Here is a 13,677-nt window from a genome sequence, read left to right as displayed (position 1 = left end):
TGTCTTGCGGTGAGGCTCAGTAAAGAACGTTTTTGGCTTCCGGCTTGTCGATGTTATCCTTGGTGACGACGACGACGCCGGTATCGACGAACTTGTCGACCTTTTCCTTCTTCAGAACCTTGCTCAGCGTCTTGACGCCGAGTTCGCCCATCTGGAACGAACCCTGGACGGCGATTGCAGACAGCGTGCCGTCCTTGACGAAGCCCTGCAGGTCCTGGTTGCCGTCGAAGCCGACGGCGACAACCTTGCCGGCCTTGCCCGATTCCTTGATGGCGCGGCCCATGCCGATGGCGGTCGGCTCATTGGCGCCGAACATACCCTTAAGGTCGGCGTTGGCGGCCAACACATCGGTCGTCTGGTTAAGCGCTGTCGCCATCTGCGACTGCGAATAATACGGACCGACGATGGTCAGCTTAGAGTTCGCCTTGATGTAGTCGGTGAAGCCGCCGACGCGGCCGATCTCGGAGCCGGCGCCTGCGACGTAGGACATCACGGCGATCTTGCCTTCGGTGCCGACCTTTTCGATCAGCGCCTTGGCCGCCAGTTCGCCGGCCTTGCGGTTATCGGTGGCGAGGAAGGACTGGTAGTACTGTTCCGATCCCTTCGACAGCATGGAGTCGACGATGATCACCGGGATGCGGGCTTCCCAGGCCTTCTTGACGGCCGGGATCAGCGCGTCCGGATCGGACGGGGCAAGCACGATGCCGGCAACGCCGCGGTTTACGGCATTCTCCACCATGTTCACCTGGTCGGCGATGGCCGATTCAGAGGCCGGACCCTGGAAGGTCATGGTGTTGCCGTCGCCGACTTCCTTGATCGCGGCATCGGCGCCCTTCTGGACGTTCTGCCAGAAGGTCGAATTGACCGTCTTGACGATGACCGCGATTTCCGCGGCCTGGGCGCCCACCGATGCGGCGCAAACCATGAATGCGGATGTGAGCAGTGCTGCCGTAAGTTTCTTCATGTCATTCATCCTCCTGAGGTGAAGCGGCCTGAGGGCTGCTCCGCGGGAGATCCTCACTCCCGATAACGCGGAAAGGGTCCGCACCCTTCGTCAGCGGCGGTTGCGCAATTGGTCGATCCAGACGGTGACCAGAATGACGAGGCCGATGATGATCTGCTGCGTGAAGGCGGAGACGCCGTTCATGTTGAGGCCGTTGCGCAGGATGCCGATGACGAAGGCGCCGATGGCCGTGCCGGAGATCGTCCCGACACCGCCGATTAGCGACGTGCCGCCGATGACGGCGCTGGCGATCGCATCCAGTTCATACATGACGCCTTCGTTCGGCTGGGCGGTGACGAGGCGCGACATGAGCACACAACCGGTCAGTCCCGCCAGCGTGCCGGACAGCACGTAGGTGAAGCTGGTCACGCGCGTGACGTTGACACCTGACAGCCGCGCCGCATCGATGTTGGAGCCGACCGCATAGATATGGCGGCCGAGCACCGAGCGGTTGAGCATGAAGGAGACGGCGACGGCTATGACGATCATCAGGATGACCGGGTAGGGGATGCCGGGGAAGACCACGGTCGGAAAGCCATCGTCACCAATGTTGACGACGCGAAACAGCGATCCGTTGCCGAGAACGCCGAAGCTCTCACCGAGACCGGACACGGCACGCGCGCCGGTGATCTGCAGCGCGAGGCCGCGGGCGATCAGCATCATGCCGAGCGTGGCGATGAACGGCGGCAGCTTCATGCGGGTGATGAGGATGCCGTTGACGAGACCGCAGGCCGACCCGGTGAGGATGCCGATCATCATGCCGAGCCAGACCGGCGTGTTCAGTTCCTTGACTGCCAGTGCTGCCACGACGCCGGCAAGCGCCAGCACCGAGCCTACGGAGAGGTCGATGCCGCCGGTGATGATGACGCAGGTGGCGCCGATGCCGAGCAGCGCGATCGAGGTGACCTGCAGCGCGATCGTCATGCCGTTGTTGACGGAGAAGAAGGCGTTGCTGGTGATCGAGAAGACGACGATCAGCACGAGCAGACTGCCGAGTGCGGCGAACTTCTGGATGATGTCCTTCTGACGGTCCGTCAGTCGGCCGCTTTTGGGTTCGATCGGTAGGCTCATCGTGGTCCTCTATCCGCCGCTCTTCAGCTGCTTGTCAGTGCGCCGTCCGGCCGTAGCCGGAGGCGTAGCGCATGATTTCTTCCTGGTTGGTGCGTGCCGTATCCAGGATCCCGGTGATCGTCCCGTTGTGGAAGACGGCCACCCGGTCGGTCATGCCGAGTATTTCGGGAAGCTCGGAGCTGATCAGGATGACCCCGATGCCGTCTCGGGCCAGTTCGTCCATGATCTTGTAGATGGCAAACTTGGCGCCGACATCGATGCCGCGCGTCGGCTCGTCAAAGAACAGCACGCGCGATTTGCGAAACAGCCACTTGCCGATGATGATTTTCTGCTGGTTGCCGCCCGAGAGCAGACGGACCGGCTGACGCACCGACGGCGTCTTGATGCTCAGCAGATCGACATATTTTTCCGCCGCCGACTGATGCTTGCGGAAGTCGATGAGCCCGAACCGGCTGGACACTTCTTCCATGTTGGCGAGCGTCATGTTGGCATCGACCGGCATCTTGATGGCGAGCCCCTGGGCCTTGCGATCCTCCGACAGGTAGGCGAGGCCGGCCGCGATGGCGTCGCGCGGCGAGGTGATCTTCAAGGTCGAGCCCGCAAGCGTGACGGTGCCGGAATCCAGCGGGTCGGCGCCGAAGATGGCACGGGCGACTTCCGTCCGCCCGGCGCCCATCAGGCCCGCAAAGCCGAGGATCTCGCCGCGTCGAAGGGTGAAGCTGACATTGCGGAAGACGCCATGACGCGACAGGTTCTCGGCGCTGAAGATCACCTCGTCGGTCGGCGTCGAGGTGCGTTCGGGGAACTTCTCTTCCAGCGATCGGCCGACCATTTTCGCGACAATCTCGTCGACATTCGTATCGCCGAACCGGGCCGTGGAGACGAAGCGGCCGTCGCGCAGCACGGTGACCCGGTCGACGATTTCCGCCATCTCGTCGAGGCGATGCGAGATGTAGATGATGCCGACGCCGGATGCCTTCAGGTCATGGATGACCTTGAAGAGCAGCCGCGTCTCCTGTTCGGTGAGCGACGAGGTGGGCTCATCCATGATCAGCACTTCGGCGTTCAGCGACAGCGCCTTGGCGATCTCGACCATCTGGCACTGGGCCACCGACAGCTCGCGCACCAGCCTGTCGGGTGCAATGACGACGCCGAGCCGGTCGAGACAGGCCTGTGCATCGGCCCGCAGCTTGCGGCGATCGACCAGGAAGCCACGCCGAGGCTCGCGCGCCAGATAGATGTTTTCCGCCACCGTCAGATGCGGCACCAGGTTGAGTTCCTGGTGAATGATTGCGATGCCGAGCTGTTCGGCTTCAAGGGGCGAGGAGAAATTGCGCTCGACGCCCTTGTAGGTGATGGTCCCGGACGTTGGCGTGTAGACGCCGCTGATGATTTTCATGAGGGTGGATTTGCCGGCGCCGTTCTCGCCGCAGACCGCATGGACTTCGCCGCGCTTCAAATCGAAGCTGACGTCGGCCAATGCCACGACGCTTGGAAATTCCTTGCGGATATCCTGCAGGCTGAGGAGAGCCTCGCCCATTGCGGCATCGTTCGTCATCGACGGCGGTGCCACGGACGCGCCGGAATCGATCTGGCCGCTTTGCATGATGTTCCCTCCTCGCGCAGTTGCGCCGGCCGCTCCAGCTCCACCCGGCGACCGTTGCCTATTGGTAATCGGCCTTACCAAACTGGTCAAGCCAGTTTGTTCGGTAGCGATCAATGCAGCCCCATCGGCAGTATAAATCAACGAATACAAATGATTAACGTTGGTCTTGCCAGTGTGTCGCGTTCTTCGTATGGTAAGGCCAACTTGGGATGGAAGTGCATGAACGGGATACGCAGCACGGAGCGCAGGCTCTATCAGCAGGTCGCGGACCAGATCCGCGCGCTGATCCAGGACGGCGACTTCAAGCTGGGCCAGCGCCTGCCGGCAGAGCGCGATCTCGCACAGCAACTCGGCGTGTCGCGTCCTTCCCTGCGCGAGGCGCTGATTGCACTGGAAATCGACGGGACGGTCGAGATCCGCATGGGTTCCGGCGTCTACGTCATCAACGTGCAGGAACGCCGGCAGCTGACGTCGGCCTCGATCGGCGAAAGCCCGGCGGAGCTGATGCAGGCGCGGGCAGCGGTAGAGGGTGCGGTGGTCGTGCTGGCGGCAACCCGGATGACGCCGGATGACCTGGCAGGCCTTCGTCAGACGCTCGATGCGATGCGCGCGGAGATCGCTGCCGGCCGCAAGCCGATCGAGCACGACCGGCAGTTCCATACGGCGATTGCCGCCCTGTCTGCCAACAGCGTTCTGGCGCGACTGGTCTGCGATCTCTTCGACGAGCGCCACAGCCCGATCTCCACGCAGCTGCGTGAGCGGTTCGAAACGCCGGACACCTGGAGCCGGGCGCTGGAGGAGCACGAGGCGATCCTGGCGGCGTTGGAAGCACGCGATGCCTTGCTGGCGCAGTCGATGATGCATGCGCATCTGGAGGAATCCAAGCGTCGCTGGCTGGACAGCGAACCCCGTTAACCGCAGCGTGCGAGCGCTGTTGCAAAGCGATTGAACCTCCTGGGAGGAGGATAGGCATGAATGAAGCTTTCTCACCGGTCATCGTTCTCAACGCGATCGACGACGTTGCCGTGGCGCGCCGGTCGATCCCGGTCGGCAATCCGACCGGCTACGGCGATCTCGTGGCGGCTGATCTGATCGGCCGCGGCCACAAGGTGGCGTTGCGGGCCATCGCGTCGGGCCAGGAAGTGCGCAAGTACGGGCAGATCATCGGCATCGCGACGCAGGACATTTCGCCCGGCCAGGCCGTCCATCTGCACAACCTCGCCATGTTGCCCTCCGAGCACGAACACCAGTTCTGCGTCGACATCGAGGAGAAGGGCATGCTGCCGCTCGCCGAGCGTCGCACCTTCATGGGCTTCGACCGTGGCATCGGCGGCGCCGGTACCCGCAACTATATCGGCATCATCTCGTCGGTGAACTGTTCCGCCACCGTGTCCGGCTATATCGCCGACTATTTCAACCGCATGGGTGGCCTCGACGGGTTCGGCAACATCGATGGCGTGGTGGCGCTGACGCACGGTACGGGGTGCGCGCTCAACAACAAGTCGGAGGGCTACCGGCTGCTGATCCGCACCATCCAGGGCTATGCGCGCCATCCGAATTTCGGCGGTATCCTGATGATCGGGCTTGGTTGCGAGACAAACCAGATCGGCCCCATCCTCGAGCACTACCGGATGGAGGAGGGTAGCCGCCTGCGGACCATGACGATCCAGCAATACGGCGGCACCAAGAAGACGATCGACGCGGCAATCGCCATCGTCAAGGAAATGCTGCCGACGGTGAATGCGGCCGAGCGGACGCCGCAGCCGCTGTCGAAGCTGAAGCTGGCGCTCGAATGCGGCGGGTCGGACGGCTATTCCGGCATTTCGGCCAATCCGGCGCTCGGCCACGCGTCGGACCTCATCGTCCGCCACGGCGGCACGACCGTTCTTGCGGAAACGCCGGAGATCTACGGTGCCGAGCATCTGCTGACGCGGCGAGCCGTCACGCCGGCGGTGGCGCAGAAACTCCTCGACCGGATCGACTGGTGGCGAGACTATACGGCCCGCAACGGCGACGAACTCAACAACAATCCGTCGCACGGCAATAAGCTGGGCGGGCTGACGACGATCCTCGAAAAGTCCCTGGGCGCCGTGGCCAAGGGCGGTTCGATGCCGCTGAAGGCCGTCTACGAATTCGCCGAGACGGTGACCGAGCCGGGCTTCGTGTTCATGGATACGCCCGGCTACGATCCCGTGGCGGTGACCGGCCAGGTGGCCGGCGGATGCAACGTCATCTGCTTCACCACCGGCCGCGGTTCGGTCTCCGGCTTCAAGCCGTCGCCGTGCATCAAGATCGCCACCAATACCGACATGTACGAGCACATGAAGGACGACATGGATCTGAACTGCGGCGGCATCGTTACCGGCGACGAGACGATCGAGCAGTCAGGCGAACGGATCTTCGAGCACATCCTGGCGGTCGCATCCGGGCAGCAGACGCTGAGCGAGATCTACGACTACGGCGACAACGAGTTCGTGCCCTGGCAGGTCGGTGCCGTCACCTGAGACGGCGCTCGGATGCCTGCCGTCCGTCAGTCCGCGGCGCGTCTGCCCGGAATGCGGAAGACGATGCGCCGGTGCTTGATCAGGTGATGCAGCGGCCGCTCGACGCCCTCGTAGCAGACGATGCCGAGCAGCGTGCCGAGGAGGGCTCCGACCCAGACGATCGCCGCGGTCGGAAGCCCGGCGATCATGCCGGCCTTGACGACCACTGAAATCGCCAGAGTGTGCCAGAGGTAGATCGAGTAGGACGCATCACCGATATAGCTCAGGGCAGGGATGCGCGGTAGCGCACCACCTTTCTCCACAGCCAGCATCCCCGAGACGAGGCATATGGCGAGCGGCGCGCACAGCCAGGTGTTGAAGTTGAACTGCAGCAGGTAGATCGCCGCGAACGACAGGATGGCAAAGGCGATCAGCATCAGCCCGGTATCCGGATGCGGCGCATGCCCGGCAAGCCACAGCCTGCCGATCACCGCTCCGGCGATAAATTCGAGCACGATCGGCCGCGTGTAGAAATCCATGATCGAGCCCGTCGGCGCCGCAAACTGGCCAACCAGAACCAGGGTGCCGAAGACCAGGGCGAGGGCAGCAATACGCAAGGGACGCGCCAGCAGCAGGCTCGCGGCAAACACCAGGTAGAAGAACATCTCGTAATTCAGTGTCCAACCCTGCACGAGGATCGGCCACATCTCGCCGGTGCTCGGCGAGGCAACGGGTATGAACAGGTAGGAGGCGATCAGGTGCACCGGGTCGAGCACCAGGTTGGGAAACAGGCCAGCCAGCGAACCCAAAACCATGATCGAGGTGACGATCCAGTAGCTGGGCGCGATCCGCAGCAGGCGATCCTTGAGGAAGCCGCGCGGCGTCAGGTGGCGATCTTCGCTGATGACGATCATGATGAACCCGCTGACGACGAAGAACACGTCTACGCCTGCGGCACCGATGGCGAAATGTTCGCCGCTGCGTTCGGCCGCGTGGAACAGCACGACGGCAAGCGCCGCGACTGCCCGCAGATACTGGATGCCGTAAAGCGTCTTCATGCGGCTCTCCATGCGTGGATTGTGAAACGGGATCTAGGCGGCATAAGGCGACACCGGACGCAGGCGAACCAGTTGCCGACGGGCAGGGGCCGGCTCCGGGTTCCTCAGCGTCAGCTTTCCTGCGGCAAAGTAGAACAGGAACGAACCGACGTGATAAGGATGCATGACGTCGATCTCGACGAATGAGCGGACCAGCAGCAGGGCAAAGACGCCGAACAGCACCAGGGATGCCGGATTGCGCCGGTCGTGCAGCACGCGCTTCAAATGGCCGAAGAAGCCGGTCAGCAGGATGAGGCAGAGCAGCAGCGTTCCGACCACGCCGGTCTCGACCATCGTCTCGATATAGGTGTTGTGGAAGTGGAAGCCGCTGCGCGAGCCGATGTAGAATTCCTCCCACAGCCGTTCGGCTTCCGGAAAGCCCTGGACCCAGTAGCCCTGGTAGCCGAGGCCGAGCAGCGGGTGCTGGCGGGCGGCCTCGATCCCCTGCTGCCAGAGATAGGTGCGGCCGGTGAGTGTCGAATCCTTGCCGAAGATGCCGAGTACCGCATCCATGGCGCCGAACGCCATTGCCGCACTCGCACCCATCACGAGCACGATCAGGCCGCCGGCAAACAGCATCTTGCGGGCCGACGGCGCCAGCCGGCCAAGCACCTGCAGACCGGCAAGCACCGCAAGAATGACGACGGTGGTCAGTACCGAAGTCGCCGACTGCGAGGCAAACAGGCTGTAGGCGGAGAGGAGCGCGGTTCCGGCGCCGGCCAGCAGCCAGAGGCGGCGAAGGCCAAGGATCATGATGCCGGCATAGCTGAAGAACAGGCCAAGCGAGGCATAGAAGCCGAGCTGGTTCTTCGATGCAAAGGCGCCGACGAAACTGTAGGTGCCGTCGAGCGGATCGAAGAAATACACGCCGAACAACAGCGAGTAGAGGAGCACGACGGCGCAGCCGATGATCGCGCCGCGCGCCAGCGTGACGACGCTCACGGTGCGCATGGCGATAAGCGCGCAGACGATATGGGTCAGATACTGGATCGCGGTGCGCATCGAGATGCCCGGTGCGGGTGACCAGAAAACCGACACGAAGCAGAGGATGGCGAAGGACAGGATCCATAGATAGCGCAGGTAGTTGCCGAGTACCTTGCGGTAATCGAGCAGGGCGAGCGGCAGCCAGGCACCATAGTAGGCGAGGATGGAAATCTGGCCGAAGCGGCCCGAATAGGCGAAGACGAACAGCGACAGTGCAACTGCCGCCATGCCGTACAGGGCGTTTTGTTCGGGATCGACGAAGGCAGCTTTGGCCAGCTTCATGAAAACCTCACTGCATCAGCAGTTCGGAGGTCACCTTCACCACATCGCCAGGTTCGAGAGACGTGCCCTCGTTGGCGGCGATCTCCTTCGGGCCGGTGCCGTCGTCACGGACGATCGAGTAGCGCAGCGTCGTGGAACGACCGTTCGGGTCAAACTTCAACGCTTCCGCCGACTGAGCCATCGCTTCCGTCATCAGCTGGCGGCTGGTGCCGATCTGCAGGTTGAGCTTTTCCAGTTCCGCCTCGGTATCCTGCATGTCCTTGACGCGCTGGGCTTCCCAGTCGTTCTTGAGGTTGATCTCGTCCTGTTCCGCCTGGCTGATCTGCTGCTTGGCGCGCAGGATGTTGGTATCGATGTCGAGCAGGCTCGACTGCACCTCGGCCGTGCGCTCCTCGATCGACAGCAGGCGCGAACTGAGGGCGAGACCCTGCTCGCTGAGGCCCTTGATCTTGTCGCGGTCCTGCTGGGCGATCTCCAGCTGGCGGTTTTGCGTCTCGCTCTTGCGGTTCAGCGATTCCACCTCGCTCTGCAGCAGCGCCTTGAGGTTGGCCAGGGTCTTCAGCTGAAGCTCGTAGCGGTCGCGGCGCTGCTTCATCAGAGCCGTCTCGCTGTCGATCAGCTCCTTTGCCTTCGGAACCTTCTCAAGCTCCTGCGGCATGCTGATCTCGCTGCTGCCGCTCATTTCCGACGACAGCCGGGCATGGCGGGCGATCAACCGGGCCCGCTGCGTGTCATAGACGGAGACGTCCCCTTGCGCATTGATGAAGTCGCGGGCGAAACGCTGGCCGCTGTCGGAGCGCCGCAATCCGCCGCCGAGGCTGACGGCCTTGAGTACCGTGAGGTTGGGCGAGAATGCATATTCGCCGGGCGTCTGGACATCGCCGGTCAGGAAGACGGGGCGGAACTGCGACACCTCGACCGAGGCGGACGGCAGGTTGCGCAAGGCGAACTGCTGCTGCAGCCGCTTGCCGATCTCGTCGGCCACTTCCTCGGGCGTCTTGCCGGCGGCCTCGAGGCTGCCGATGAACGGCAGCGACAGGGCCCCGGCCGGGCCGATGCTGTAGTCGCCGCTGAGCGCGTCCCAGCTCTTGAAGGATCCGTCGGTCGGTTCCCATTGCGCGATGCGGACGCGGATCTTGTCCATGACGCCAAGATGGTAGCCGGAGCTTTCCGCGGCGACGGCCTGTCCTGAAAGCAGGACCAGCCCGGCCAGCATCAGGGCCATCCGGCGGGATCGTTGGCTCGATGTATCGAGAGCCGAAATGGTGAGCATCGATGCTCCTCGGTCTGTTGAACGGCAGCGGGCGCGGAATGCAAGATCCAACGCGTTTCTGCCGTCATTGGGTGAGGTTGCGGATGAGGCGTCCTGGCGCGCAGCCGCGCGACCTCATCCACCCGTTCAATAGCTGCCGCGCGACATGCAGACGGCAGGAATGGTCTTCACGATGATGGAGATGTCGCGAAGCAGCGACCAGTTCTGAACGTACTGCGTATCGAAAGCGATGCGGCTCTCGTACGAGACGTCGTTGCGGCCGCTGATCTGCCACAGTCCGGTGAGGCCTGGACGGGTCTGCAGATAGTAGACGGCAAAGCTGTCGTAGAGGGTCAATTCCTCGTCGACGACAGGGCGCGGGCCGACAATGCTCATGTCGCCACGCAGAATGTTGATCAGCTGCGGTAGTTCATCGAGGCTGAGCTTGCGCAAGACCGTACCGATGGTGGTGACCCGTGGATCGTGCTTGAGCTTACGCGTGGCACGCCATTCCTTGGCCGCCTCCGGATCGTTCTGCAGATAGCGGCGGAGGACTTCGTCCCCATTGACCACCATCGTCCTGAATTTCAGGCACTTGAAGTACCGGCCGTTGTGGCCGACACGCTTGTGTCCGTAGAAGATCGATCCCCCGTCGGAAAACTTGACGAGGGCCATGATCATCAAAAGTAGCGGCGAGAACACGACGATCGCAATCATTGCGGTCGTCACGTCGAAAGCGCGCTTCGCGACGCCGCCTGTCGGGAAGGACAGGTGCATCTCATCGGTCGGGCTTAGCGGCGAACCTGCCGATCGTGTCGCGGACTTCATAGAGAGGACTCCATTGCTGTTGCGAGTGGTCGGTGCCATTGCGGCGCATCATGGCCGGCGAATGGGACAATAATTGTGTGTTCTGAATTTGTTGCCAGTGATTTTTTGCAGGAGGGGGAGCAAACGCACCGTTGCGAACCGATTTAGGTCGCCCGGACACATGTCAATCCTGTGACGGCTTAAATGCAAGCTTACGTTAACCACAGAACTTGTTCTGTAGTTTCCTAAAAAACCTGCGGGTGATGTGCTTGTAGATTTACCAACCGGTAGTTTACAGGGGTACGGTTATTAGGGCGTGACTCAGCGTAAGTCACGAGCTTCCACGTCAGGAGGGCAGTTTGCACTTGGGTATGGCGCCGATTTGTGCACTGCAATATTCCCGCTGCGCCGCAAACAGTCAATTCGCCGGTCACGTTTCTGTGTAACAAATGTTGATCGCACAGACACCAGCGCTGGTGATTTTTGCCGGTCCTCAGCCTCCGGGTGCAGGCCGAAAGATGGCAAGAAGGCGGCGGTCGCATTTTTCGCCTCGCGTGAGATTACCAAATATTCATGGAGTTCTGCGCAAAAATGCGTGGTATTCTGGAACATCGCATTGCACTAATGGATCTGGTCTATCACTGCTCGGCAGAAATTCCGGGTCAACTCTTAGGAAATCGCGTTCGGGAGGATCACGATGTACGGACCGCGGGCTCTGATCAGCATGCTGGCAGTTCTCCTCGTATTCGCGGGCGCGAGCTATGTCCTCAACGGATCCTTGGCGACGACCTTGTGGCAGACGGTGGTCTGCGCGGTTATCCTCCAGGCTGGATACTTCGTTGCCGTCCTGGTGCTGGTGCACCGGGAAAAGGTCGAGCGGGACCGGATCTCGCCGGAGCGCGTCGCCATGCTGCGCGAAGCCGAGGCTCGCCGCAGCGAGGATCTCCAGCCCGGGCCGGCACCGAAGCTCAAGATCGGCGATCACTAAGGCTGCCCGCATCGCGCAAACAGCCTTCACTGGCGCTTTTCAGGCGCTGCGTCTGCCGTGCCTTCCATATCCTCGACATCTTCCTAGTTTCTGATCCGTTGGACGGTTAATCGCAACGGAGGCGGACATGAGCGCAGACAGCGGATCCGAAGTGTGTGTCATCATCGCTGCGAAGGATGCAGCGGACACTATCGGCAAGGCGATCGCCTCGGCACTGGCTGAAACTGCGGTCAGCGAAGTCGTCGTCATCGACGACGAATCTTCCGACGGCACCGATGCGGCGGCACGTTCTGCCGACGACGGCACCGGACGCCTGAAGGTTCTGCGCTTCGATGAGAACCAGGGGCCATCCGCCGCTCGCAATCGCGCCATCGAGGTTTCCACGGCTCCGCTCATCAGCATTCTCGATGCCGACGACTTCTTCTTCCCGCAGCGCTTCACGGCCATGCAGGCGGAGAAGGACTGGGATCTGATCGCCGATAATATCGGCTTCATCCATCATGACCCGAGCCTGCCGGTCGAGCCGGACCGCTTCCATGCCCGCACGCGCAGCCTGTCGCTTGTCGATTTCGTCGAAGGCAACATTTCCCAGCGCGGCGTCAAGCGAGGCGAGATCGGCTTCCTGAAGCCGGTCATTCGAAGGTCGTTCCTTACCGAGCACGGGCTGCGCTACAACGAAGACCTGAGGCTGGGGGAGGACTACGACCTCTACCTGCGGGCACTGGCAAAGGGTGCTCGCTACAAGGTCATCGATCACTGCGGTTATGCGGCAGTGGTGCGGGCGAATTCGCTGAGCGGCCGGCACGGGACGCAGGACCTGCGCCGGCTTTACGAGGCGGAGCAGGCAATTCGCCTGACGCCCGGCCTGCTGAGCGCCGAACAGGCACAGGCGGTGCGGCGGCACGAGCGGCAGATCAAGGCACGTCACGACCTTCGCCGAGCGCTCGACGTGAAGGCGGAAGGCGGCAAGGGAGCGGCCATCCGCCATCTGCTGGCGAACCCGGCAGCGGCCCCCGCGGTCATCGGCGGAGTGCTGGGCGACAAGCTCGAGGCGATGCGCACCAAGGGCGCCGCGCCGATGCCGGTGCCGGAGGGAAAGCTTCGATATCTCCTGCCGGGCGTGCCGGTCGCTCAGAGGTAGTCGCGGCGCACCGTGTCGATAACCGCCTGGAAGCGCGCCTGGCGTTCTTCCAGGCGACCGTCCGGGGATAGCTGCGGCTCGGCGCGACTTGCCTGCCACAGGGCGAGCATCGACGGAGCGGCCAGCATCTGCTTTGCCACCGTCTTCAGCCTTGATCCTTGCGAGGCCGGTGGCGAGAGCGTAGCAACGCCCGCCGGTTCGGTCGGGATCACGTCAGCGACCGGTTGCGGCTCGCCCGGCGGGATGCGGACACCCCAGAAGCGCGACTGCTTGTAGCCGGCCTCGGCACGGGTGGAGACCGGCACGTAACGCGGCCGATACTCGGCGCCGACAGTCTGCGCCCAGTCGTTCCACTTGAAGCTGTTGATCAGGCGCGACGTCGATACGGCAACCCACGGCACGCGGAAGGCATCGGCGAGGATTGCGCCGTGCATGGATTCGGCGACGATCATCTCCGACTGGGCGATGGCGGTAATCACCGACTTCGCCTCACCGCGCGGATCCAGATAGGTCAGGCCGGCCGGTTCGCAGACATCCTTCCAGATGCCGAATTCGGCCGATTCCCAATGCGGCACGAAGGTCTTCTTGTAACGCTTGGTGAGGTTCTGGAACTCCGGCATCCGGGTGACCATTACGGCCGGGTCGATGATCCCCATCTCGGGCGAGAGGCCGAGCTTTTCGGCCGTCAGCGGGCCACGCACGCAGCGGACGTCCCACTCGGCGGAATCGCTTACATCCGGTGGTGTGCCATAGCCGTAGCCGCTGCCGATCACCAGCTTGCGAATGCCGGAGGGCAGCAGCGTCGGATTGAGCACCGTTCCGACGCCAACCAGAAGCACCTCCGGGTGCACCTCCCGAAGGCCCGGCAGCAATGCGTCCCAGAGCCACAGATTGAGATCGTCGCCGAAATTGCCGTGGTGGGATTCCCAGTAATATGGCTTCATCTCAGGGTTCCTTGGAGGA

12 protein-coding genes are annotated in these 13,677 nt (G+C 62.7%); 4 read left to right on the top strand and 8 right to left on the bottom strand.

Annotated elements, in window-relative coordinates; all coding sequences use genetic code 11:
- Positions 1–16: 16 nt before the first annotated feature.
- From ACR65N_RS15500 to ACR65N_RS15490, 3 genes are all read right to left on the bottom strand, one after another.
- On the bottom strand, positions 17–964 hold the full coding sequence (locus ACR65N_RS15500; RefSeq protein WP_440457728.1) for an ABC transporter substrate-binding protein: 948 nt from the start codon (positions 962–964) through the stop codon (positions 17–19).
- A 90-nt stretch (positions 965–1,054) separates the two neighbouring features.
- Positions 1,055–2,074, bottom strand: a complete 1,020-nt coding sequence (locus ACR65N_RS15495) for an ABC transporter permease (RefSeq protein WP_430304855.1) — start codon at positions 2,072–2,074, stop codon at positions 1,055–1,057.
- A gap of 34 nt (positions 2,075–2,108) precedes the next feature.
- Positions 2,109–3,632, bottom strand: a complete 1,524-nt coding sequence (locus ACR65N_RS15490; RefSeq protein ID WP_440457778.1) for a sugar ABC transporter ATP-binding protein — start codon at positions 3,630–3,632, stop codon at positions 2,109–2,111.
- A gap of 267 nt (positions 3,633–3,899) precedes the next feature.
- On the opposite strand from ACR65N_RS15490, the gene ACR65N_RS15485 reads away from it, so the two are divergent.
- Together ACR65N_RS15485 and ACR65N_RS15480 are read left to right on the top strand one after the other, a co-directional pair.
- On the top strand, positions 3,900–4,595 hold the full coding sequence (locus ACR65N_RS15485) for a FadR/GntR family transcriptional regulator (RefSeq protein ID WP_440457727.1): 696 nt from the start codon (positions 3,900–3,902) through the stop codon (positions 4,593–4,595).
- Positions 4,596–4,651: 56 nt separating this feature from the next.
- Complete coding sequence (locus ACR65N_RS15480) at positions 4,652–6,184, top strand: UxaA family hydrolase (RefSeq protein WP_440457726.1); 1,533 nt, start codon at positions 4,652–4,654, stop codon at positions 6,182–6,184.
- Positions 6,185–6,210: 26 nt separating this feature from the next.
- Here ACR65N_RS15480 and ACR65N_RS15475 read toward each other — a convergent pair whose 3' ends face one another.
- From ACR65N_RS15475 to ACR65N_RS15460, 4 genes are all read right to left on the bottom strand, one after another.
- A complete protein-coding gene (locus tag ACR65N_RS15475; RefSeq protein WP_440457725.1) occupies positions 6,211–7,221 on the bottom strand; it encodes an acyltransferase family protein in 1,011 nt (336 codons plus the stop codon).
- 33 nt (positions 7,222–7,254) lie between these two features.
- Complete coding sequence (locus ACR65N_RS15470) at positions 7,255–8,526, bottom strand: O-antigen ligase family protein (RefSeq protein WP_440457724.1); 1,272 nt, start codon at positions 8,524–8,526, stop codon at positions 7,255–7,257.
- A gap of 7 nt (positions 8,527–8,533) precedes the next feature.
- On the bottom strand, positions 8,534–9,799 hold the full coding sequence (locus ACR65N_RS15465) for a polysaccharide biosynthesis/export family protein (RefSeq protein ID WP_440457723.1): 1,266 nt from the start codon (positions 9,797–9,799) through the stop codon (positions 8,534–8,536).
- 126 nt (positions 9,800–9,925) lie between these two features.
- A complete protein-coding gene (locus ACR65N_RS15460) occupies positions 9,926–10,606 on the bottom strand; it encodes a sugar transferase (protein ID WP_430304848.1) in 681 nt (226 codons plus the stop codon).
- Positions 10,607–11,282: 676 nt separating this feature from the next.
- Here ACR65N_RS15460 and ACR65N_RS15455 point away from each other — a divergent pair.
- A complete protein-coding gene (locus tag ACR65N_RS15455; RefSeq protein ID WP_430304847.1) occupies positions 11,283–11,573 on the top strand; it encodes an exopolysaccharide production repressor protein in 291 nt (96 codons plus the stop codon).
- Positions 11,574–11,700: 127 nt separating this feature from the next.
- Positions 11,701–12,714, top strand: coding sequence for a glycosyltransferase family 2 protein (locus ACR65N_RS15450; protein WP_440457722.1), 1,014 nt, complete (start codon positions 11,701–11,703; stop codon positions 12,712–12,714).
- Here ACR65N_RS15450 and ACR65N_RS15445 read toward each other — a convergent pair.
- Positions 12,705–13,658, bottom strand: a complete 954-nt coding sequence (locus ACR65N_RS15445) for a polysaccharide pyruvyl transferase family protein (RefSeq protein WP_440457721.1) — start codon at positions 13,656–13,658, stop codon at positions 12,705–12,707. The genes ACR65N_RS15450 and ACR65N_RS15445 overlap by 10 nt on opposite strands.
- Positions 13,659–13,677: the final 19 nt, after the last annotated feature.

It is taken from the genome of Rhizobium sp. SAFR-030, from assembly GCF_059415005.1.
This window is presented reverse-complemented; position numbering and strand designations above follow the sequence as displayed.

Excerpts from the sequence above, each read along its gene's own strand:
- ACR65N_RS15500 (WP_440457728.1), bottom strand. The coding sequence starts at position 964 with ATGAAGAAACTTACGGCAGCACTGCTCACATCCGCATTCATGGTTTGC.
- ACR65N_RS15495 (WP_430304855.1), bottom strand. The coding sequence starts at position 2,074 with ATGAGCCTACCGATCGAACCCAAAAGCGGCCGACTGACGGACCGTCAG.
- ACR65N_RS15490 (WP_440457778.1), bottom strand. The coding sequence starts at position 3,632 with ATGACGAACGATGCCGCAATGGGCGAGGCTCTCCTCAGCCTGCAGGAT.
- ACR65N_RS15485 (WP_440457727.1), top strand. The coding sequence starts at position 3,900 with ATGAACGGGATACGCAGCACGGAGCGCAGGCTCTATCAGCAGGTCGCG.
- ACR65N_RS15480 (WP_440457726.1), top strand. The coding sequence starts at position 4,652 with ATGAATGAAGCTTTCTCACCGGTCATCGTTCTCAACGCGATCGACGAC.
- ACR65N_RS15475 (WP_440457725.1), bottom strand. The coding sequence starts at position 7,221 with ATGAAGACGCTTTACGGCATCCAGTATCTGCGGGCAGTCGCGGCGCTT.
- ACR65N_RS15470 (WP_440457724.1), bottom strand. The coding sequence starts at position 8,526 with ATGAAGCTGGCCAAAGCTGCCTTCGTCGATCCCGAACAAAACGCCCTG.
- ACR65N_RS15465 (WP_440457723.1), bottom strand. The coding sequence starts at position 9,799 with ATGCTCACCATTTCGGCTCTCGATACATCGAGCCAACGATCCCGCCGG.
- ACR65N_RS15460 (WP_430304848.1), bottom strand. The coding sequence starts at position 10,606 with ATGAAGTCCGCGACACGATCGGCAGGTTCGCCGCTAAGCCCGACCGAT.
- ACR65N_RS15455 (WP_430304847.1), top strand. The coding sequence starts at position 11,283 with ATGTACGGACCGCGGGCTCTGATCAGCATGCTGGCAGTTCTCCTCGTA.
- ACR65N_RS15450 (WP_440457722.1), top strand. The coding sequence starts at position 11,701 with ATGAGCGCAGACAGCGGATCCGAAGTGTGTGTCATCATCGCTGCGAAG.
- ACR65N_RS15445 (WP_440457721.1), bottom strand. The coding sequence starts at position 13,658 with ATGAAGCCATATTACTGGGAATCCCACCACGGCAATTTCGGCGACGAT.